The sequence below is a fragment of the Leifsonia sp. EB34 genome, from assembly GCF_041260585.1.
Classification (GTDB): domain Bacteria; phylum Actinomycetota; class Actinomycetes; order Actinomycetales; family Microbacteriaceae; genus Leifsonia.
In genome coordinates, this window is record NZ_JBGCCV010000001.1 from 673,605 (window position 1) to 694,720 (window position 21,116).

The 21,116-nt window shown below is 68.3% G+C and carries 17 protein-coding genes; 6 read left to right on the forward strand and 11 right to left on the reverse strand.

The features are described 5' to 3' along the window. Nucleotides 1-18 precede the first annotated feature (18 nt). The 10 genes from ABIA36_RS03240 to ABIA36_RS03285 form a co-directional block, all read right to left on the reverse strand. On the reverse strand, nucleotides 19-1,140 hold the full coding sequence (locus ABIA36_RS03240) for an adenosine deaminase (protein ID WP_369960830.1): 1,122 nt from the start codon (nucleotides 1,138-1,140) through the stop codon (nucleotides 19-21). Nucleotides 1,141-1,255: 115 nt separating this feature from the next. Continuing rightward, nucleotides 1,256-2,557 carry a thymidine phosphorylase gene (locus ABIA36_RS03245; protein WP_369960831.1) on the reverse strand — a complete coding sequence of 434 codons (1,302 nt, stop codon included), beginning with the start codon at nucleotides 2,555-2,557 and terminating at the stop codon, nucleotides 1,256-1,258. A 34-nt stretch (nucleotides 2,558-2,591) separates the two neighbouring features. Beyond that, complete coding sequence (locus ABIA36_RS03250) at nucleotides 2,592-3,041, reverse strand: cytidine deaminase (protein ID WP_369960832.1); 450 nt, start codon at nucleotides 3,039-3,041, stop codon at nucleotides 2,592-2,594. Next, on the reverse strand, nucleotides 3,038-4,327 hold the full coding sequence (locus tag ABIA36_RS03255) for an ABC transporter permease (RefSeq protein WP_369960833.1): 1,290 nt from the start codon (nucleotides 4,325-4,327) through the stop codon (nucleotides 3,038-3,040). The genes ABIA36_RS03250 and ABIA36_RS03255 overlap by 4 nt, the downstream gene beginning before the upstream one ends. Next, nucleotides 4,324-5,652, reverse strand: coding sequence for an ABC transporter permease (locus ABIA36_RS03260; RefSeq protein WP_369960834.1), 1,329 nt, complete (start codon nucleotides 5,650-5,652; stop codon nucleotides 4,324-4,326). The genes ABIA36_RS03255 and ABIA36_RS03260 overlap by 4 nt, the downstream gene beginning before the upstream one ends. Beyond that, nucleotides 5,649-7,187, reverse strand: a complete 1,539-nt coding sequence (locus tag ABIA36_RS03265) for an ABC transporter ATP-binding protein (protein ID WP_369960835.1) — start codon at nucleotides 7,185-7,187, stop codon at nucleotides 5,649-5,651. The genes ABIA36_RS03260 and ABIA36_RS03265 overlap by 4 nt, the downstream gene beginning before the upstream one ends. Before the next feature lie 94 nt (nucleotides 7,188-7,281). Beyond that, on the reverse strand, nucleotides 7,282-8,364 hold the full coding sequence (locus tag ABIA36_RS03270; protein WP_369960836.1) for a BMP family protein: 1,083 nt from the start codon (nucleotides 8,362-8,364) through the stop codon (nucleotides 7,282-7,284). 209 nt (nucleotides 8,365-8,573) lie between these two features. Next, nucleotides 8,574-9,710, reverse strand: a complete 1,137-nt coding sequence (locus tag ABIA36_RS03275) for a magnesium and cobalt transport protein CorA (protein WP_369960837.1) — start codon at nucleotides 9,708-9,710, stop codon at nucleotides 8,574-8,576. Nucleotides 9,711-9,783: 73 nt separating this feature from the next. Continuing rightward, nucleotides 9,784-10,953, reverse strand: coding sequence for a glycosyltransferase family 4 protein (locus ABIA36_RS03280; protein ID WP_369960838.1), 1,170 nt, complete (start codon nucleotides 10,951-10,953; stop codon nucleotides 9,784-9,786). Nucleotides 10,954-11,022: 69 nt separating this feature from the next. Next, nucleotides 11,023-13,686: a BNR-4 repeat-containing protein gene (locus ABIA36_RS03285; RefSeq protein WP_369960839.1), complete on the reverse strand. Its 2,664-nt coding sequence runs from the start codon at nucleotides 13,684-13,686 to the stop codon at nucleotides 11,023-11,025. An 88-nt stretch (nucleotides 13,687-13,774) separates the two neighbouring features. Here ABIA36_RS03285 and ABIA36_RS03290 point away from each other — a divergent pair, with 88 nt between their 5' ends. The 5 genes from ABIA36_RS03290 to ABIA36_RS03310 all read left to right on the forward strand — a co-directional run bounded on the left by ABIA36_RS03290 (nucleotide 13,775) and on the right by ABIA36_RS03310 (nucleotide 18,493). Continuing rightward, a complete protein-coding gene (locus tag ABIA36_RS03290) occupies nucleotides 13,775-14,896 on the forward strand; it encodes a mannose-1-phosphate guanylyltransferase (RefSeq protein ID WP_369960840.1) in 1,122 nt (373 codons plus the stop codon). Nucleotides 14,897-15,044: 148 nt separating this feature from the next. Continuing rightward, nucleotides 15,045-15,461 (forward strand): succinate dehydrogenase, cytochrome b556 subunit, encoded by a 417-nt coding sequence (gene sdhC / locus ABIA36_RS03295; protein WP_369960841.1) that lies wholly within the window; start codon nucleotides 15,045-15,047, stop codon nucleotides 15,459-15,461. 1 nt (nucleotide 15,462) lies between these two features. After that, nucleotides 15,463-15,906, forward strand: coding sequence for a succinate dehydrogenase hydrophobic membrane anchor subunit (locus tag ABIA36_RS03300; protein WP_369960842.1), 444 nt, complete (start codon nucleotides 15,463-15,465; stop codon nucleotides 15,904-15,906). Nucleotides 15,907-15,929: 23 nt separating this feature from the next. Next, nucleotides 15,930-17,732, forward strand: a complete 1,803-nt coding sequence (gene sdhA / locus ABIA36_RS03305) for a succinate dehydrogenase flavoprotein subunit (RefSeq protein ID WP_369960843.1) — start codon at nucleotides 15,930-15,932, stop codon at nucleotides 17,730-17,732. Next, nucleotides 17,732-18,493, forward strand: a complete 762-nt coding sequence (locus ABIA36_RS03310) for a succinate dehydrogenase iron-sulfur subunit (RefSeq protein WP_369960844.1) — start codon at nucleotides 17,732-17,734, stop codon at nucleotides 18,491-18,493. Before sdhA ends, ABIA36_RS03310 begins: the two co-directional genes overlap by 1 nt. Before the next feature lie 362 nt (nucleotides 18,494-18,855). Here the strand turns inward: ABIA36_RS03310 and ABIA36_RS03315 are convergent, their stop codons facing one another. Beyond that, nucleotides 18,856-19,707, reverse strand: a complete 852-nt coding sequence (locus ABIA36_RS03315; RefSeq protein WP_369960845.1) for a hypothetical protein — start codon at nucleotides 19,705-19,707, stop codon at nucleotides 18,856-18,858. A 157-nt stretch (nucleotides 19,708-19,864) separates the two neighbouring features. On the opposite strand from ABIA36_RS03315, the gene ABIA36_RS03320 reads away from it, so the two are divergent. Then, nucleotides 19,865-21,109 (forward strand): YihY/virulence factor BrkB family protein, encoded by a 1,245-nt coding sequence (locus ABIA36_RS03320; RefSeq protein WP_369960846.1) that lies wholly within the window; start codon nucleotides 19,865-19,867, stop codon nucleotides 21,107-21,109. Nucleotides 21,110-21,116 lie beyond the last annotated feature (7 nt).

Consider the following 21,116-nt stretch of genomic DNA (forward strand, 5'->3'; position numbering starts at 1 on the left):
AGCGTACGCGTTAGCGGGTCACGAACCCTCGAAACCTGCTGTGATGATTTCGGCCAGCTCCTCACGCTGCTCGACCGGGAGGAACGCCCCGGCGGCGGCGTTGAGCTGGAAGATCTCCAGGTCGGTGAGGTCGTACGAGAACGCGTCGGCGAGGATGCTCAGCTCGCGCGTCAGCGTCGTGCCGCTCATCAGACGGTTGTCGGTGTTGACTGTGACCCGGAAGCCGAGCTGGTACAGCAGGTCGAACGGGTGGTCGAGGATGTCGTCGCCCCAGGCCGCGATGGCGCCGGTCTGCAGGTTGGAGGTCGGGCTGGTCTCCAGGGCGATCTCGCGGTCCTTCACCCACTGCGACAGGGTGCCGAGCGTCACGTAGGTGTTCTCGTCGTCCTGGCGCTCGATCGTGATGTCCTCGGCCAGGCGCACGCCGTGGCCGAGGCGCAGGGCGCGCCCGTCGAGGAGGGCGCTGCGGATGCTGTCGAGCCCGTCGGCCTCCCCCGCGTGCACGGTGGCCGGGAAGAACTGCGCCGCGAGGTAGTCGAACGCCGCCTTGTGGTTCGAGGGCGGGAAGCCAGCCTCGGGCCCGGCGATGTCGAAGCCGACGGCGCCGCGGTCGCGGTGGCGCACGGCCAGCTCCGCGATCTCGAGGCTGCGGTCGGTGTGGCGCATGGCGCTGATGAGCTGGCCCACACGGATGCGGTTGCCGGTGGCGCGGACGTCCTCGATACCCTGCTCCAGGCCCTCCTGCACGGCCTCCACGGTCTCGTCGAGCGTGAGGCCGCGGGTGAGGTGCTGCTCGGGCGCCCAGCGGATCTCGCCGTACACGACGCCGTCCGCGCCGAGGTCCTGCACGAACTCCCGGGCGACGCGGCTGAGGCCCTCGCGGGTCTGCATGACCGCCGTGGTGATGTCGAAGGTCTTGAGGTACTCGACCAGCGAGCCCGAGTTGGACTTCTCGGCGAACCAGGCGCCGAGCGCGGTCGCGTCGTCGGCCGGGAGCGGGAGGCCGATGCCGCCCGCGAGCTCCAGCACCGTCGAGGGCCGCAGGCCGCCGTCCAGGTGGTCGTGCAGGGAGACCTTGGGCAGCGCCCGGATGTCGGTCCCGTCGGCAAGCGTGTAGGTGCTGTTCTCGTTCAGGCTCATGGTCCTCAATCTATCGGTGCGCTCGTGGTCGATGGCAGCCGCCGAGTACGCGAAGAGTCTGCGTACTCGGCGGTTTTCGGCGGATTTTCTGCGTACTCGCGGGCTGGGCGGGGTGCTAGGCGATGCGCTCGGCGACGAGGGGGGTCCGGGTGAAGGGGGTGCCGGCGGGCGCGATCCGGTACGCGCCCTCCAGCGCCTCCAGCGCGCGCTCGAAGCGGGCGGGCTCGTCGGCGGACAGCGTGAACAGCGGCTGGCCCGCGCGCACCTCGTCGCCCGGCTTGGCGTGGAGGTCGACGCCCGCGGCGTGCTGCACCGGGTCCTGCTTGCGGGCGCGGCCCGCGCCGAGCCGCCAAGCGGCGATGCCGAACGGGAGCGCCTGCTGCTCCACCAGGATGCCGTCCGACTCGGCGACGACGGTGTGCGTCTCCCGCGCGACAGGGAGGGCCGCGTCCGGGTCGCCGCCCTGGGCGCGCACGGTCTCCCGCCACTTGTCCATCGCACGGCCGTCCTTCAGCGCGGCCTCCACGTCGGCGTCCGGTTGTCCCGCCAGCGCCAGCATCTCGCGGGCGAGCGCCACGGTCAGCTCCACGATGTCGGCCGGGCCGCCGCCGGCGAGCACCTCGACCGACTCGCGCACCTCGTTGGCGTTGCCGATAGCGAGGCCGAGCGGGACGTTCATGTCGGTGAGGAGGGCGGAGGTCGCCACTCCCGCGTCCTTGCCGAGCTCCACCATCGTTCGGGCGAGCTCGCGCGACTTGTCGATGTCCTTGAGGAAGGCGCCGGAGCCGAACTTGACGTCCAGCACGAGGGCGCTGGTGCCCTCCGCGATCTTCTTGGACATGATGGAGGACGCGATCAGCGGGATGGCCTCCACCGTCCCCGTGATGTCGCGCAGAGCGTACAGCTTGCCGTCGGCGGGCGCGAGCCCGGAGCCAGCGGCGCAGATCACACCGCCGGGGCCGCGGAGCTGGGCGAGCATCTCCTCATTGCTGAGATTCGCACGCCAGCCCGGGATGCTCTCCAGCTTGTCGAGCGTGCCGCCGGTGTGGCCGAGACCGCGGCCGGAGAGCTGCGGTACCGCGACGCCGAACGACGCCACCAGGGGCATCAGCGGCAGGGTGATCTTGTCGCCGACGCCGCCAGTGGAGTGCTTGTCGGCGGTCGGCTTGCCGAGGCCGGAGAAGTCCATCCGCTCGCCCGACGCGATCATGGCCAGGGTGAGGTCCCGGATCTCGCGCCGGGTCATCCCGTTGAGGAAGATCGCCATGGTCATGGCCGACATCTGCTCGTCGCCGACGTAGCCGCGCGTGTACGCGTCGACCAGCCAGTCGATCTCCGCCGTGGTCAGCTCGCCACGGTCGCGCTTGGTCCTGATCAGGTCGACGGCGTCGAACGCCTCGACCGCTGCTGTGCTCACGAAGATGTAACCCTCTTGCTCGTTGGTCGGACTGTCAGTCGACGCCGCGCTCGTCGGCGCCGGACTGCTGGGCGCTGTGCTCCTCGGCATACGCGGCGAGCTGGCGCGGCCCGAACGCGTCGGGCAGCACCTCGTCGATGGTGCGGATGCCGGAGACCGTCTCCAGCAGCATCCCGTCGGCCGAGTGCTCGTACAGGAGCTGGCGGCAGCGACCGCACGGCATCAGGGTGTCACCGTCGCCGTTCACGCAGGTGAACGCGACGAGCCGCCCTCCGCCGGTCATCGCGAGCGACGACACCAGGCCGCACTCGGCGCACAGCGTGACGCCGTAGCTCGCGTTCTCGACGTTGCAGCCGCTGACGATGCGGCCGTCGTCGACCAGCGCTGCCGCGCCGACCGGGAACCGCGAGTACGGCACGTACGCGTGCGTCATCGCCTCGTTCGCCGCGGCGCGGAGCGCCGGCCAGTCGATCGCCGCGGTCATGACTTGATGTACGGCTTGCCCGACGCCGCCGGCCCGCGGGACTGACCGACCAGCCCGGCCACCGCGAAGATGGTCACGAGGTAGGGCAGCATGCGCAGGAACTCGCTCGGGATCGGCGCGTGCAGCAGGCCGAGGAGGCTCTGCAGCGCTCCGGCGAAGCCGAACAGCAGCGCGGCGAGCGTCGCCCGGATCGGGTCCCAGCGTCCGAAGATCACGGCCGCGAGGGCGATATAGCCGAGGCCGCTGGTCATGTCCTTCACGAAGCCGCCGACGCCGCCGATCGTGAAGTACGCGCCACCGAATCCGGCGATGGCGCCCGCGATCAGCACCGTCCAGAACCGGGTCGAGTTGACCTTGACGCCGACCGTGTCCGCCGCCTTCGGGTGCTCGCCCACCGCGCGGACCCGGAGGCCCCAGCGGGTGTGGAACAGGAAGAAGTAGACGCCGGCCACCGCCACGTACATCACGTAGACGATCAGGGTCTGGTTGAACAGCACCGGGCCGATGACCGGGATCTGGCTGAGCAGCGGGATCGGCAGGTTCGGCAGGGTGGGCGGCAGGTTGAACGCCGCCGTGTTGTTCGCCATCACGGCCGTGTAGAAGAAGCCGGTGACGCCCGACACGAGCACGTTCAGCACGATGCCGACGATCACCTGGTCGACCAGGTACTTGATCGAGAACGCGGCCAGGATGAACGACACGATCACGCCCGCGACGGCCGCGCCGATCAGTCCGACGACGACCGAGTGAGTGATCGTCGCGAGCATCGCCGAGGTGAAGGCGCCGCCGAGGAGCTGACCCTCGATCGCCACGTTGACGACGCCGACGCGCTCGGAGAGCACACCGCCCATCGCGCCGTAGATGATCGGGACGCTGAGGCCGAGGGCGGCCGCGAGGAGGCCCGCGACCGGAACCGTGCCGTCGCCGACCGACCAGGTGATGAACCCGACCAGCAGCGCCAGGGCGAAGATCGCGCTCAGCCAGAGCGGGATGGTCCGGCCGCGGACGACCAGGACGAACGCGACGGCGGTGATCGCCAGGGCGATGATCGTCACGACGATGCCGGTCGCGATCGACGGGATCGTGACGTTCGGGACCGTGAAGAAGTCGCTCTTCGTGCTGAACGTGTATGTCGTCGTTCCGGGACGCGGGAAGACCAGGAACAACACGATGCTGATCGCGCTGAACACCGCGAAGACGATCGGCAGGCGCCAGTGGCGCACGACCACGCGCGCGGTCCCGCCGCCGGCCAGGGCCGGGGCGGGGGGCTGGGTGATGACGGTCATCGGGCGACCGCTCCCTTCGTGCGGGGCGCCTTGCGGCTGCGGCGCGGTGCGCTGCCCGGTGCGGGCAGCCGGAAGATGGCGCGCACCAGCGGGGGCGCGGCGATGAACAGCACGGTGACGGACTGGATGATCGCGATGACCTCGACCGGGACGTTGTCCGCCGCCTGCATCGCGAAGCCGCCGGCCTGGAACGCGCCGATCAGGATGCCGGCGACCAGTACGCCGAACGGGCGCGACCGGCCGAGCAGCGCGACCGTGATGGCCGAGAAGCCGATGCCGGCGTCGATGTCGCTGCCGAAGCCGGTGGTGATCTGGCCGAGCACCTGGGTGGCGCCGGCGAGGCCGACGAGCGCTCCGGAGATGACCATCGCCCAGACGTAGATCGAGCGGACCGACATGCCCGCGACGCGCGCGGCGTTCGGGTTCTCGCCGACGGCGCGGAAGCGGAAGCCGAGGCTGGAGCGCTCGAGCAGCCACCAGACCGCGACGGTCGCCAGGACCACCAGGATGATGCCGATGTCCAGCGAGTAGTTGCTCCCGAACAGTTTCGGGAACACCGCTGTCGGCAACGTCGGCGGCGTGCGCGGGTCGTTGGCGCCCGGCGCGCGCAGGAACGACGTGGTGAGCAGGTAGCTGAGCAGGTTGAGCGCGATGTAGTTGAGCATGATCGTGACGATCACCTCGTGCGCCCCGGTGTACGCCTTCAGCACACCGGCGATGGCGGCCCAGATCGCGCCGCCGATGAGGCCGGCGAGAACCGCGACCAGGAGGTGCACGCCCGGGGCCATCGGCAGCTTGAAGCCGACCAGGCCAGCGAACAGCGCGGCGATCAGCATCTGCCCCTGGCCGCCGATGTTGAACAGGCCGACGCGGAAGCTGAGGGCGACGCCGAGGCCGGCCGCGATCAGCGGCGTGGCGAAGGTGAGCGTCGTCGACAGCGACTGGATGCCGGTGGCGAAGTCGGGCGCGTGCGTGTTGTAGATCGCACCCTGGAACAGCGCCGCGTAGGCGCCGCCCACCGCGTTGGCGATGGCGGCGAACGTGTCACCAGGGCGCGCGAAGAAGTAGCCGAGCGCCTGCTGCACCTGCTGGTTCGTCAGGGCGATGAACACGCCGCCGACGACGAGGGCGACGATGACCGCGCAGATGGAGAGCACGACGCTCCCCGACGCGATCTCGCGCAGCACGCGGTGGGTCTTGGAGATCTCCGGCGCGGGCGGCTCGGTGGCGCGCTGCTCCTCGGGGATCTGATCGAGTGCCGGGACGTCGACGGGGGTCTCGCCGACGGCGGCCTCGACATCGGCAGTGGGCATCTGTTCGCTCATGCGGAGGCTCCTTGGGCGTCGACGAGGTATTCGGCCGGAGGGGCCTCCCCCGTCATCATCAGGCCGAGGATCTCGCGCGGCGTCGAGGCCGGGACGATCCCCACGATGCCGCCGCGGTACATGACGGCGATCCGGTCGCCGAGCGCGACGATCTCGTCGAGCTCGGTGGAGACGACGATGACCGGCACGCCCGAGTCGCGGGCCGCGATGATCTGCTCGTGGACGAACTCGATCGACCCGACGTCCAGGCCGCGGGTGGGCTGGGCCGCCACGAACAGCCGCAGGTCGCGGCTCAGCTCGCGCGCGAGCACGACCTTCTGCTGGTTGCCGCCGGAGAGCCGGCCGACGTGGGTGGTGATCCCCTGCGCGCGGACGTCGAACTCCTTCGTCTTCTCCTCCGCGAACCTGTCGCGGAACGTGAGCTGCAGGTTGGAGCCCTTCACGAACGGGCCGCGGCCCGAGCGGTCGAGCATCAGGTTCTCGGCGATCGTGAACTCGGCGACGAGCCCGTCGACGTTGCGGTCCTCCGGGACGAAGCCGACGCCGGCATCGAGCACCTTGCGCACCGACAGGCCGAGGATCTCCTTGCCGTCCAGCTCGACGGAGCCGGAGACGCGCTTCTGCAGGCCGAGGAGGGCCTCGGTCAGCTCGGTCTGCCCATTGCCCTGCACGCCGGCGATGGCGAGCACCTCGCCGCCGCGGACCTCGAAGTTCAGGTTGTCGACCAGGACGACGCCCGCCGCGTCCGAGACCGTGAGGTCGCGCACGCGCAGGCTGTTCTCGGTGAGGGTCGGGGCCTCCTTGTGGACGCTCAGCTCGACGCTGCGGCCGACCATGAGCGAGGCGAGCTCGGCGTTGGAGGCCGTGGGCTCCGCCTCGCCGACGACCTTGCCGAGGCGCATGACGGTGATCCGGGACGCGACCTCGCGCACCTCGCGGAGCTTGTGGGTGATGAAGACGATGCCCGTTCCGCTGTCGGCGAGCTGGCGCATGATCGTCATCAGCTCGTCGGTCTCCTGCGGGGTCAGCACGGCCGTCGGCTCGTCGAAGACGAGGACCTTTGCATCGCGGGAGAGCGCCTTGATGATCTCCACGCGCTGCTGCACGCCGACCGGGAGGTCCTCGACGAGGGCGTCCGGGTCGAGGTCGAAGCCGAAGCGGGCGGAGATCTCGCGGACCTTCGCGCGGGCCGCGGCGAGGTCGAGCCGGCCGCCGAACTTGGTCTGCTCGTGGCCGAGCATGACGTTCTCGGCGACGGTGAAGACGGGGATGAGCATGAAGTGCTGGTGGACCATCCCGATGCCCGCCTTCATGGCGTCACCGGGTCCGGCGAAGTGCTGGACGACGTCGTCCAGGAGGATCTCGCCCTCGTCGGCCTGGTAGAGGCCGTACAGGACGTTCATCAGAGTCGACTTGCCTGCGCCGTTCTCGCCGAGCAGGCAGTGGATCTCACCGGGTTCGACCGTCAGGTCGATGTGATCGTTGGCGACCAGTGCGCCGAAGCGCTTGGTGATACCGCGGAGTTCGAGTTTCATGGGGGCCTTGTGGGTGTCGGGCTGTGCGCGTCTGCGGTGACGGACGAGGTGGGGAGGCCGGCACGGCGGCCGGCCTCCCGGGTGTTGCTGGGTGTTACTCGGCGAACGCCGACGGCGACTCGACCTTGATCGAACCGTCGATGATGCCGGCCTTGATCTTGTCCAGCTCGCCCTGCAGGCCGGAGTCGACCTTCGAGGCGAAGTCGTGGAACGGGGCGATGCCGACGCCGTTGTTCTTCAGCGTGCCGACGTACTGCGAGTTGTCGAACTTGCTGCCGGAGGCGGCCTGCTGCACGATCGTCGAGACGGTCGGCTTGATGTTCTTCATGATCGAGGTGAGGAACAGGCTGTTGTAGCCGTTCTGGTCGGTCAGGAAGACGTCCGCGTCGTTACCGATGAGGGCGACGTTCTTGCCGCCGTCCTTGATCGCCGAGGCGGCGCCCTGGTAGATCGGGCCGCCGATCGGGGCGAGCACGTCGGCGTTCTGGCCGAGCATGGTCTGCGCGATCGTCTTGGACGTGTTCAGGTCGACGAAGCTGTTGACGAACTGGCCGTCCTGCGAGGCGACGTCCCAGCCGATGACCTTCTTGTTGGCGCTCTTCTGCTGGTTGTAGTACTTCACGCCGTCCGAGATGCCGTCCATGAAGATGGTGACCGAGGGCAGCTTCTGGCCGCCGTAGGTGCCGATCACGCCGGTCTTCGAGTAGCTCGCCGAGGCGTAGCCGGCCATGAAACCGGCCTCGTCGGTGTTGAACACCACGGGCTTCACGTTGGCGGCCTTGATGCTGTTGTCGTCGACCATCACGAAGTTGACCTTCGGGTTCTCCGCCGAGGCCTGCTTGACGGGCGCGACGAGGTTGAAGCCGGAGGCGACGATGATGTTGCAGCCCTGCTGGATCAGGCTCTTGATGTTCGGCAGGTAGTCGTTGGCGCTCTTCGACTGGACCTGCTTGTAGCTGCTGCCGATCTTCTGAGCGGCCTCCTGCACGCCCTCGAGGCCGAGCTGGTTGAACGAGCGGTCGTTGAAGCCGCCCTGGTCGGAGACGATGCAGGGCAGGTACTTCGAGTTCGCGGCGGTGCTGGTCGAGCTCGGCGCCGAACCGCAGGCTGCGAGCAGCGCGACGACGCCGACGGCGACAAGGCCGGTGAGGGCGGCCTTCGGGGCTGTGATTGTCAAGGTTTTGTCCTCCAAGATGCAGTGCCCGCTCGGGTGCGCGCGGGCAAGGATATGCAGTGCACGTTACCGAATATGACGAACCGCACTGTGGTCGAATCCGGCTTCTTCATGCAAGCGTTACAAATGCGCGGCTGTTTGGCACCTGCTCATTTGAGCAACATCCGGCGCGGCGGAAGCGGGTGACCCTCGTCCGGGGAGCAGACCCCTCGCTACATCCACCCGCGCTTCTTGAACACCGTGTAGAGCAGCGTGCTCAACCCCAGCATCGCGAGGATCGCCAGCGGGTAGCCGAGCGGCCATGCCAGCTCCGGCATGTTGTGGAAGTTCATCCCGTACACGCCCGCGATCAGCGTCGGTGCGAACAGGATCGCCGCCCACGAGGAGATCTTCTTGACCTCCTCGCCCTGCCGGTGCGACGAGTGCGCGAGACGGGTCAGCTCCTCGTTCTGGCGTTCAGCGACGAGCGTGGAGTTCACCGTCAGGATGTCGCGCAGCAGGTAGCGGAACCCGTCCACCCGCTCGTTCACCTGCGTGAGGTGGTCGGCCACGTCGCGCAGGCGCCGCTCCAGCTCCTCGGTGACCCCGTATTTGGCCGACCCGCGCTCCAGGGCGACCATCACCGACGAGAGCGGGTGCGTGGCCCGCTGGAAGTCGATGACCTCCCGCGACAGCTCGTAGATGCGCCGCGAGACCAGGACGTCCCCGCCGAAGACCTGCGTCTCGATCTCGTCGATGTCGTTGGCGAGCCCGGCGACGACCGGACCGTAGGCGTCCACGACGGCGTCGATGATCGCGTAGAGGATGGCCTGCGGCCCGAGCGCGAGGAGGTCGCGCTCGCGCTCCATCCGGTGCCGCACCGTGGACAGGTCGGGCGATTCGCTGTGCCGCACCGTGATGACGAAGTTCGGGCCGACGAAGAGGTGCAGTTCGCCGAAGTCGACCTCCTCCGGCGCGTCCAGATAGCTGGCCGCCTTCAGCACGACGAACAGCACGGAGTCGTAGCGCTCCAGCTTGGGCCGCTGGTGGGCGACGATCGCGTCTTCGATCGCCAGCGGGTGGAGGCTGAACTCCTCCGCCAGCGACATCAGCTCCTGCTCGGTCGGCCGGTACAGCCCGATCCAGGCGACTCCGCCGGGGGTGTCGTCCAGTGCGCGGTAGGTCTCGGCCAGGGTGCCGGGCGAGGCGACGCGCACGCCGTCCGCGTAGATCGCGCTGTCCACCATGCTGGGACGGCCGGCGACCGGCTGCGGCTCGGTGCGGGAGGGCGCGGGGGCGCCGGGAGGATCGACCCGCCGGGCTCGGGACACGAAGGGCATCGGGATGCCGCGACGGTTCAGGTTCGCCAAGGTTCACCTCCTGGTGCGTGGAAACGTGAGGCGGCCCGTGCACCGCCCGGGCGACCCCGGGCGGCAGCGCCACCTAACTGTACGCGCGCAGCGTGCCGGTGCGCTGGGCGCCGCCGCGGCGGACGTCCGTGCACGAGTCGAGGATGACCTGCTCGTAGTGACCGATGAGCTCGGCGCAGAGCACGTTCCAGCCGCGCCCGAGCACGCGGCGGCGGCCGGCCTCCCCCATCCGCAGGCGGAGCGGCGCGTCGGCGGCGAGCATGGAGACGGCGGCGCGGAGGCCCCGGTCGTCCGCCGGGGGGAAGAGCAGCCCGTCGAGACCGTGCTCGACGAGGTCGATCGGGCCGCCGGCTCGCGGCGCGACCACGGGGAGGCCGGAGGCGTGCGCCTCCTGGACCGTCTGCCCGAACGTCTCCTCGGAGCCGGTGTGGACGAACACGTCGAAGGCCGCGTAGGCGGCGGCGAGGTCGGCTCCCCCGAGTCGGCCGAGCCAGGTGGTCGGGACACCGTGGAGCTGCCGCTCGACGGCCTCCCGCGCCGGCCCGTCCCCGACGATCGCGACCGAGACCCGCGGCAGCCCGCGCAGCACACGCAGCCGCTCGACCTGCTTCTCCGGCGCGATCCGCCCGACGTACCCGACGACGACCTCGCCGTCCGGCGAGAGCCGCTCCCGGAGCGCGACCGCCGCGGGCGTGCGGCGATTGTTCGGGTGATAGCGCTCCAGGTCCACGCCGCGACCCCAGCGGGCCAGCCGGCGCACACCGGCCTGACGGAGGTCGTACTCACTGGCCGACGACGGCACCAGCGTGACGTCCGCGCCCTCGTGCACCCAGCGCACGTACTTCCACGCGATGGCGGCGGTCATCCCGAGCCCGTTGCGGCGCGCGAAGCCGGCGACGTCGGTCTGATAGATGGCGACGGAGGGCACGCCCACCCGGTTGGCGGCGGCGATGGCCTGCGCGCCCAAGAAGAAAGGAGAGGCCGCGTGCAGCACATCGGGCTCGAACTTCGCCAGGATCCGCTGCACCTGCGGGCTCGGCAGCCCGACCGGGAACTGCCGGTAGGCGATGGACGGCACCTGGTGGATGCGGTAACCCGCGTATTCATCCGGCGCACCCGCCTCGGGGCAGATCACGATGGCCTCATGCCCTTCGGCGGCCAGATGATCGAGCACCCGGAGGACGCTGTTGGTCACCCCGTTCACAGTGGGGAGGAAACTCTCGCTGACGACGGCGACCCGCATGACCTCAGTGTCGGCCGGCCGGGTGTCGCGACCGTGAACGGCACGTGACACCCGGGCGGCCCTGACGGGTCAGTTGGTGGTCGTGTACACGTAGATCGGTTGCGGGAGGACGGGGCCGAGTTCGACGTCGCCTTCGGAAAGGTATGCGTTCCAGACCAATGAGTACGGTTGCCCGGAGAGGTCGGGCTGCAGCTGGGTCCACATGCCGTCGGGCGGAATCGAGTTCGACGGCATCACCGGCTTCACGTTGATCGGGGCATCGCCGACCGTCTCCCACGTGTCGGTATCGATGTGGAGTCTCCCCCTGCTCCCGTTGTAGAGGTAGTCGACCGTGTAGCGCCGTTCGCTGTGACGCTGGAGCGGGCCCGCGAGCACATTGATCGAGAACGTTCCAGGCTTGTCGGCATCGAGCCCGACATCACCGGTGCTCGTCAGCCGATGTACGGCCCAGTGCTTTCCGTTCACGCTCGCCGCGTAGATCCGTGCGACCTTCGCATCATCGTGGACGTACGTGAGCAGCGGTGACCCATCGCTGTCGAGTGCCAGATTCGGCGGCATCAACCCCGTACCGGAGGGTACGTCGTCCACGATGGTTCCCGTGTCGGCCCAGTCGATCGGGAGCTTGATGGTGACTCCGGCGGCGTTACGCCACGTGCTGAAATCGGTCGTGCTGGCGTAAGAAACCCGGCCGTTGTGGGTTCCGTTCATCGCATTGTTGAAGCTCGAGCCGGTACGCCACACCCACGCGAGGTGGAAGGTGCCCTTCGCGTCGCGGACGACGTTTCCGAAATAGACGAACGTGAACAGATCGCCCGACTTCGCATTGTTGAAAGTCGCGATCCGGGTCCACCTCTCCTGCGACTCGTCCCAGAGGTTGAACCCCTGAGACGCCACGCCGCCGAACCTGTTCGAAACCCCGAGAACGAGGCGCCCGTCGCCCAGGGTGTAGAAGACCGGGTATGTGAGCTCTCCATCCTGCTCGGGGCTCACGATCTCGGTCTGACGCGCGAGGGACGCCACGTCTCCAGATGAATCGGAACGGTAATAGGCGCCGGGAGCGTGTCCGTCGGCAGGCGCCTCGCCCGATGGATCGCCGAACAGACTGCTCGCGTGCAAGGCACCCACGATGTGAAGGCGCCCGAACTTGTCCATCGCCATCGTCACACTGCGGTGCGCGTTCCACGAGGAGTGGAACTCGTCGAGCACCTTCGTCGCCGACCATACGGCACCGGCGGTGTCGCAGTCGTTGCCTCCAACGCTCGACGAGAGCGTACGCTGCGAGACCCTCAACCGGCCCTCGCCGTCGTAGAACGCCACGTACTGGCGGTCACCTCGTGTCAGCACCGAGAGTGCAGCGGAGCTCTCCGCGGAGGTCTGGCCGACACAGGAGACAGCCGTCACCCGATCGGTGCCTGCGCTATCGGACGAGGAGATGACGAAGTTGTCGAACGCCTTGTTGCCACGCGCCGTAAACAGTCCGGCATTGCCGCCGGTCAGAATCGGTGTCCCCGTCTCATCGGAGACGCTCGACCGGATCACCGCCCCGCTCGGCGGGGCCACCGTCAGCTCGAACTTCCCGGGCGCGGACGAGGCAACGGTCAACCGGTAGCGGCCCGCCTGCGAAAGATCGACAGGCCCTCTCGCGGCGTTCGAGACGAGGACCTCGCTGCCGACGTTCTTGACGAGCTGCCACTGGCCGCCCTTGCCCGCGCCGATGAGCCGAAATACGTAGTGTCCGGACTGCCCTAGATTGACGACGATCCCCGTCGAACCGCCTTCGGGCGTATCCTCCGGCGAATTCGCAGCGACCGGCTGCTCTGGGTCGACCACAACGTCGACCGACCCCTCGAAGGAGCCGCCGAGATTGACGTGTGTCTGAGGAAGGATGTAGTTCCAGGTCGCCGCACCTGTACCTCGATCGAGCAATCGGGCGCGGCCGTCCTCGATCCCCCACGTGCCGGATGAACCGGCCCCTCTGCCCCACGAGCTTATGAGTCCGGGCCCGGTGGCCTCGAACCGCTCGGCATGTACCGCCGGCCGGTCGTCGCTCGTCGTGAGCGCGAAGTCGTCGAACTCAGCACCACCATAGTTCGAGTAGAGCCCCGCCAGGCCGCCCACATCGGTCATTTCCCGCTTCATCGGGTCGAGTTCCACTCGACGCGAACCGGGGATCCGCTCGGTCCCCGATGCGTCCTTGACCGAAACGGAGACAGCGTTCAGCCCCTCCGACCTCACCGACACGGTGTAGTCGGTGTCAAGAGCGAACGCATCGCCGACACCGACGTTCGCAAGCACCTCAAGCCCGCGGGCTGCCGACTGATGCAGCAACTGCCACGCCGCGGTCCGCCCCTGCGCGGCGGGCCGCACCCGGAAGATGTATCGATCGGTCTGGCCGGCCGTGGCGTTGAAGACCAACCCGTTCCAGAGTCCGCTGTCCGGTCCTGTCAAGCGGACACGGGCGGAGACATCGAAATTCGCGCCCAGCCTCTGCTGGAACAGGATGTTCCGATCTCCTGCGCTGGTGTTCATCACGGCTCGGGCGTTCGAGATGGCCCAGGAGCCCAACGCATTCCCCCATTTGGATCCGAGGGCGCCGTCGCCGCGATTGAAATCGTCCGCGCCGCGGAGTTGTGCGATCTCCGGTGAGCGCGCCGGCTCTTCCTTCGTGAGAGCGACCGCCGGGATCGACTCGGCGCCGAGCGCGAGCGTCGCCGCCACCAGCGCTGCAATCAATGTTCTTCGTGTCCTATTGTTTCGTACCACATCTGGAATTCTAGCCAGATTGGGCGTCTCACCAGAACCGCCTCGGTATCCTTTCGTCATGACTTCTCGTGGCGCGCTCGACCGGTTCTACAGCATCATCCCGGCGGGCGGGATCGGCTCGCGGCTGTGGCCGCTGTCGCGGGCGGACGCCCCCAAGTTCCTGCACGACCTGACGGGGTCGGGCCAGACGCTGCTGCGCAGCACGTGGGACCGGCTCGCTCCCCTCTCCGGCGAGCAGCGGATCATGGTCGTCACCGGACGCGCCCACCGCGCCGCCGTCGAGGCGCAGCTTCCGGCGCTGGCCGACGCCAACGTGGTGCTGGAGTCCGAGCCGCGGGACTCCACCGCCGCCATCGGACTGGCCGCGGCCATCCTGCAGCGGCGAGAGCCCGGCGTCATCGTCGGCTCGTTCGCCGCCGACCACGTCATCCGCAACACGCGGCTGTTCGCCTCCACCGTGAAGGAGGCCGTCGCCGCCGCCGACGCCGGGTACATCACCACCATCGGCATCAAGCCCACCGAGCCCGCGGTCGGGTTCGGCTACATCCGCTGCGGCGGCGAGCTGGCCGTGACCGGCGCCCCGAGCGCTCTCGCGGTCAAGTCGTTCGTGGAGAAGCCGGACCTGCCCACCGCCGAGAGCTACTTGGACAGCGGTTCCTACCTGTGGAACGCGGGCATGTTCATCTCGCGCGCCGACCTGCTCCTGGAGGAGATCGGCCGCAACAAGCCGGAACTCCTGGCCGGGCTGGTCGAGCTCGCGGCGGCCTGGGACGACCCGGCCACCCGCGGCCCCGCCGTCGACCGGATCTGGCCGAACCTGGAGAAGATCGCGATCGACTACTCCGTCGCCGAGCCGGCCGCGGCCGCCGGCAGGCTCGCGGTCATCCCCGGCTACTTCGACTGGGACGACGTGGGCGACTTCGCCTCGCTCTCCAAGCTGAACTCGGGCGGACGCACCACGGACCTGGCCATCCTCGGCGCGAACGCCCGCGTGCTCGCGGACGCCTCCAGCGGCATCGTCGTCAGCCAGACCAAGCGCGTCATCAGCCTGATCGGAGTGAAGGACATCGTCATCGTCGACACGCCCGACGCGCTGCTGGTCACGACCACGGACAACGCGCAGCGGGTGAAGTCGGTGGTGGACGCGCTGAAGATCTCGGGCTCGACCGACGTGCTCTGAGCGGCGGCAGGGCGGCGCTGGCCGCGCATTTATCTCGACGTCGAGATAACCAAGGGGACCCTAAGCAGCGCGGAGGCCCCCCGCGGCATAGACTTGCCACGCGCTTCGTGCGCCTACTTTCAGCGATCGCAACCAGGGAGGGTTGTTCGTGCCAGAGCAAGCGGCAGGGACCCTGCAACCGACGAAGTCGAGGCCGGGCGGCACGCTGTACCGCGGCCGGGAAGGCATGTGGTCGTGGGTGCTTCACCGCATCACCGGCGTCGCCATCTTCTTCTTCCTTCTCGTCCACATCCTCGACACCTCGCTCGTCCGGGTCAGCCCCGAGGCGTACAACGCGGTGATCGGCACCTACAAGAACCCGATCATGGGATTCGGGGAGATGGCGCTCGTCGCGGCGATCATCTTCCACGCCTTCAACGGCATCCGGATCATCCTGATCGACTTCTGGAGCAAGGGCGTCAAGTACCAGAAGGTCATGTTCTGGATCGTCATCGCGCTCTGGGTGATCCTCATGGCCGGCTTCATCCCGACCCAGCTCATCCACATCTTCTCGGAGGTGAACTGACGTGACGACCATCGAGGCTCCGCGCACGCCGGCCCGCCCGGCCCGCAAGGGCGTCAACTGGGAGAAGTGGGGCTGGATCTACATGCGGCTCTCCGGCATCGTGCTGGTGATCCTCATCTTCGGCCACCTGCTGATCAACCTCGTGCTCGGCGCGGGCGTCAAGCAGATCGACTTCGCCTTCGTCGCCGGCAAGTACGCCACGCCGTTCTGGCAGGTCTGGGACCTGCTGATGCTCTGGCTCGCGCTCATCCACGGCGGCAACGGCATGCGCACGCTGATCAACGACTACGCGCACAACGTGATGGTCAACCGCATCCTCAAGTGGGCGGTCCTCGCGGCGGTCGTCGTCCTGATCCTGCTCGGCACACTGGTGATCTTCACCTTCGACCCGTGCCCGGCGGGCGCCCACGCGGCCGACCTGCCTTCGTTCTGCCCGGCCAAGTGACTGATTGACGGAAAACAAACGCTGTGACAACTGAAACCACCGAATCCACCGTCATCGACGGCGTCCACTACCACGAGTTCGACATCGTCATCGTCGGCGCAGGCGGCGCCGGGATGCGCGCGGCCATCGAGGCCGGGCCGCACGCCAAGACCGCGGTGATCTCGAAGCTCTACCCCACCCGCTCCCACACCGGCGCTGCGCAGGGCGGCATGGCCGCGGCGCTCGCCAACGTGGAGGAGGACAGCTGGGAGTGGCACACCTTCGACACCGTCAAGGGCGGCGACTACCTGGTCGACCAGGACGCGGCGGAGATCCTCGCCAAGGAGGCCATCGACGCGGTCATCGACCTCGAGAACATGGGCCTGCCGTTCAACCGCACGCCCGAGGGCAAGATCGACCAGCGCCGCTTCGGCGGCCACACCCGCGACCACGGCAAGGCGCCGGTCCGCCGGGCCTGCTACGCGGCCGACCGCACCGGCCACATGATCCTGCAGACGCTGTTCCAGAACTGCGTCAAGCTCGGCATCAACTTCTTCAACGAGTTCTACGTCCTCGACGTGATCATGAACGAGGTGGATGGCGTCGACCAGCCCGCGGGCGTGGTCGCCTACGAGCTGGCCACCGGCGAGCTGCACGTCTTCCACTCGAAGGCGATCGTCTTCGCGACCGGCGGTTTCGGCAAGATCTACAAGACCACCTCCAACGCGCACACCCTCACCGGTGACGGCGTCGGCATCATCTGGCGCAAGAAGCTGCCGCTGGAGGACATGGAGTTCTTCCAGTTCCACCCGACCGGCCTCGCGGGCCTGGGCATCCTGCTCACCGAAGGCGCCCGCGGTGAGGGCGCGATCCTCCGCAACGCCTCCGGCGAGCGGTTCATGGAGCGTTATGCCCCGACCATCAAGGACCTCGCGCCGCGCGACATCGTCGCCCGCTGCATGGTCCAGGAGGTCGCGGAAGGCCGCGGCGCCGGCCCGCACAAGGACTACGTCCTCCTCGACTGCACCCACCTGGGCGCGGAGGTCCTGGAGACCAAGCTCCCCGACATCACCGAGTTCGCCCGCACCTACCTGGGCGTCGACCCGGTCGTGGAGCCGGTGCCGGTCATGCCGACGGCGCACTACGCGATGGGCGGCATCCCGACCAACAACAACGCCGAGGTGCTGCGCGACAACACCACCGTCGTCCCCGGCCTGTACGCCGCCGGCGAGTGCGCGTGTGTCTCCGTGCACGGCTCCAACCGGCTCGGCACCAACTCGCTGCTCGACATCAACGTCTTCGGCAAGCGTGCGGGCAACAACGCGGTGGAGTACGTCAAGACCGCGACCGCCGTTCCGCTGCCGGCCGACCCGGCCAAGGCGGTCCGCGAGATGATCGACGGGCTCCGCAACGGTACGGGCACCGAGCGCATCGCCGCCATCCGCAAGGAGCTGCAGGACGAGATGGACCGGAACGCCCAGGTGTTCCGCACCGACGAGTCGCTCGAGAAGGTCACCGGCACCATCCACCGCCTGCGCGAGCGCTACAAGAACATCGTCGTGCAGGACAAGGGCAAGCGCTTCAACACCGACCTCCTGGAGGCCGTGGAGCTGGGCTTCCTGCTCGACCTGGCCGAGGTCGTCGTCTTCTCGGCCCGCAACCGCAAGGAGTCCCGCGGCGGCCACATGCGCGACGACTACCCCAAGCGCGACGACGAGAACTACATGCAGCACACGATGGCCTACCTCACCGGCGACCCGCACTCCGCCGACGCGGCAGACCACATCACGCTCGACTGGAAGCCGGTCGTCGTGACCCGCTACCAGCCGATGGAGAGGAAGTACTGATGTCCACCGCCGTGCTCGAGACTCCCCCGGCCCCGGAGGCCCCGGTCCAGTCGTTCACCGTGACGCTCATCATCCGCCGGTTCGACCCGGACGTGGACACCGAGCCGCGCTGGCAGGACTTCGACGTCGAGATGTTCCCGACCGACCGCATCCTGGACGCGCTGCACAAGATCAAGTGGGAGCAGGACGGCTCGCTGACCTTCCGCCGCTCGTGCGCCCACGGCATCTGCGGCTCGGACGCGATGCGCATCAACGGCCGCAACCGCCTCGCCTGCAAGACGCTGATCAAGGACCTGGACATCTCCAAGCCGATCTACGTCGAGGCGATCAAGGGCCTGCCGCTGGAGAAGGACCTCATCGTCGACATGGAGCCGTTCTTCGCGAGCTACCGCGAGGTGCAGCCGTTCCTGGTCGCGAACAGCAAGCCGGAGAAGGGCAAGGAGCGCATCCAGTCGGTCGCCGACCGCGCCCGCTTCGACGACACCACCAAGTGCATCCTCTGCGCCGCGTGCACGTCGTCCTGCCCGGTGTTCTGGACCGACGGCCAGTACTTCGGCCCGGCCGCGATCGTCAACGCGCACCGCTTCATCTTCGACTCCCGCGACGACAACTCGCAGGTGCGCCTCGACATCCTCAACGACAAGGAGGGCGTCTGGCGCTGCCGCACGACCTTCAACTGCACCGACGCCTGCCCGCGCGGCATCCAGGTGACGCAGGCCATCGCGGAGGTCAAGCAGGCCATCATGCGCGGCAAGGCGTGACGCCGGCCACAACGGCCTGAGCGAACCGCTCCGACGACGAAGGCGCCCCCGGGAGACCGGGGGCGCCTTCGTCGTTGTGACGGTGCCGGGGCACGTTCTGCTGCGTTGTACCGAACAACTCGGCCACCTGGGACTGAGTCGCCCACATGGTCTCCCCGTCGAAACGGACCGAGATGTTCACTGCACCATCGGGCGACGAATAGATCTCCCGGTGGCATCCAATGTGAGCTCCCCTCGCGGATCAGAGCGCTTCAGAGACGCCACTTCCATGTCCTTTCATCGTCCAGCTGTGCAGGCTTTTACGGGCGGAGGCGCCCCCGCTGTATCGGGGGCGCCTCCGCGCGTGTCGGGCTACGACCTGGTCAGCTCCAGGGGTCGTCCCAGCCCTCGGGCTTGAGGTCGTTCCAGTTATCGGGCCTCGGCTTCGTCCAATCGCCCACGTAGCAGTCAGCCACCTGAGCGATCGGGTGCGACGCCCAGAAGACCGAGAAGTACCCGAAGGGGCTGTTGTCGTAGTGCTGGGTCACATCGAACGAGAAGGTGCCCTCCGGCGTGACGTCGAGAATCGCTCCGTTGCCGCTGGTGATGCTCCAGCGGTTGGTCAGGGCATAGACCTGCACCTGCATGTTCGCCGGAGGCGTTGTCCCCTCGGGCACCCGAACCTGTCCGGTGACCGTGTGGGGAGCGCTGTAGCCGGGGGTCTTGGCTGCGACGGTGTAGTACTGGTCCTCCCACGAGAAGAAGATTCTCGGGTCGCCCGGCTTTGCCGGAGCCACGCTGTTCTTGTTCAGCTCCGTCGAGGCCGGAATCCACGACGTGGTGGGGTAGTTGCTCGAGACGACCAGCTTTCCCTCGGTCCCGCCGGTCCTCTGCGCGGACACCCAGAAGGAGTAGTTGATACCCGCGTCGGTGTAGCTGATGAGGGGATCATCGCCCAGCAGGCGGAAGCCGTCGGGGCACTCCACCTGCAGCTTGAAGTCGGCGGGGAGGGTCCCGTCGGTCGGAGTCAGGGTGCCATCGATGGGGATGGCACCGCCCTCGGGAATGGTGTAGCTCTTCTGACCGATGGTGATCACGCCGGCCGACGGCTGAGAGGTGGCGTGCGCCGGCGATGCGGCGGCGAGGGCGATGGCCGGGGCGGCCCAGGCGGCCGTCTTGGCGACCGTGCGTCGGGAGACGAGGCGTGGCGCCCCGGATTCGGGTGTGTCGTTCACGAGAGGAAGCCTTTCTTGGCGTGCTGAAATTTCTCACGCCAATCTTATCGGCTAAGAGTGCTCAATTGCACATCGGCGCGTGATTGAGTGGTCAGCGGGTGCCGTGGGCGCGACGCCGATGACTCAGTGGCGGCGGCCGACTCGCTATCCTTGCCGCGTGGCCAGGAAGTCGCGACGCGGGGAGGGCACGGTGACGGCGCAGCCCGATCCGGCGCTGCAGCGCGCCGAGGGCACGGTCGAGCCGGAGGAGACGCTGAAGGAGCGCATCCTCGATGCCGCGGAGCCCTTGAAGGAGCGGCTCGAGAAGCCGGTCGCCCGCGTCTCGCGCTGGGCCAAGTGGGTGCAGGACCTGCGGCCGTACCGGGTGTACATCAACTTCTCGCACTCCGACGGCAACCTCCGGGCGGCCGGGATGGGCTTCCAGTCGATCTTCGCCGTGTTCGCTGCGGTCTGGCTCGGTTTCTCCGCCGCCGGAGTCTGGCTCAGCGGCAACCCGGACATCTACGACTCGCTGATCCAGATCATCAACCGGGCGATCCCGGGGCTCATCTCGACGGACACGACGACCGGTGTCATCAACTCCGAGCAGCTCGAGTCGGCGACGGCGTTCGGCTGGTCGGGCGTCGTCGCCGCGGTCGGCCTGCTCTGGACGGCGATCGGCTGGCTGTACTACACGCGCCAGGCCGTGCGCGCGGTGTTCGGGCTCAGCCGCGACACCACGAACTACGTGCTGCAGAAGATCAGGGACCTCTTCCTGGCGCTCGGGTTCGGGCTGGTGCTGGTGTTCTCCGCGCTCATCTCGATCATCAGCACGCAGGCGCTGACGTTCTTCCTCCACCTGATCGGGCTCAGCGCGGACACCTTCTGGTCGGAGGCGCTCACCCGGTTCTCGGGGCTGCTCATCTCGGTGATCCTCAACATCTTCACGCTCGGCGCGATGTTCCGGGTGATGGCGCGGGTCGCGATCCCGTGGCGCAACCTCTTCTTCGGCGTCCTCCTCGGCGCGTGCGTGCTGGCCGGGCTGAGCGCGCTCGGTGGCCTCCTCCTGACCGGGGCGACGAAGAACCCGCTGCTGGCGACCTTCGCCGTGTTCGTCGGTCTGCTGATCTGGTTCAACCTGGTCTCGCGCGTCATCCTGCTGTCGGCTTCCTGGATCGCGGTCGGGATGTTCGACAGCGGCATCTCGCCGCGGATGATCACCCCGGAGCAGGCGGCGGCCGAGCGCGCGGCGGCCGAGTACGAGGCGCGCGTGCTGGTCGCGAAGGCGGAGCTGCAGAACGCGAAGGACGAGCTGACGGGATCGAAGTTCCTCGCCAGGCTGAGCGCGCAGCGCCGGGTCGAGAAGGCCGAGCACCGGCTCAACGACCTGCTGGACGACAGCGGCGTCGGCGCCCGCCGGTAGGCTGGAG

What these genes read in the sequence shown, in the direction of transcription:
- ABIA36_RS03240 (WP_369960830.1), bottom strand. Translation starts at nt 1,140, where the DNA reads ATGAGCCTGAACGAGAACAGCACCTACACGCTTGCCGACGGGACCGAC.
- ABIA36_RS03250 (WP_369960832.1), bottom strand. Translation starts at nt 3,041, where the DNA reads ATGACCGCGGCGATCGACTGGCCGGCGCTCCGCGCCGCGGCGAACGAG.
- ABIA36_RS03255 (WP_369960833.1), bottom strand. Translation starts at nt 4,327, where the DNA reads ATGACCGTCATCACCCAGCCCCCCGCCCCGGCCCTGGCCGGCGGCGGG.
- ABIA36_RS03260 (WP_369960834.1), bottom strand. Translation starts at nt 5,652, where the DNA reads ATGAGCGAACAGATGCCCACTGCCGATGTCGAGGCCGCCGTCGGCGAG.
- ABIA36_RS03265 (WP_369960835.1), bottom strand. Translation starts at nt 7,187, where the DNA reads ATGAAACTCGAACTCCGCGGTATCACCAAGCGCTTCGGCGCACTGGTC.
- ABIA36_RS03280 (WP_369960838.1), bottom strand. Translation starts at nt 10,953, where the DNA reads ATGCGGGTCGCCGTCGTCAGCGAGAGTTTCCTCCCCACTGTGAACGGG.
- ABIA36_RS03290 (WP_369960840.1), top strand. Translation starts at nt 13,775, where the DNA reads ATGACTTCTCGTGGCGCGCTCGACCGGTTCTACAGCATCATCCCGGCG.
- ABIA36_RS03310 (WP_369960844.1), top strand. Translation starts at nt 17,732, where the DNA reads ATGTCCACCGCCGTGCTCGAGACTCCCCCGGCCCCGGAGGCCCCGGTC.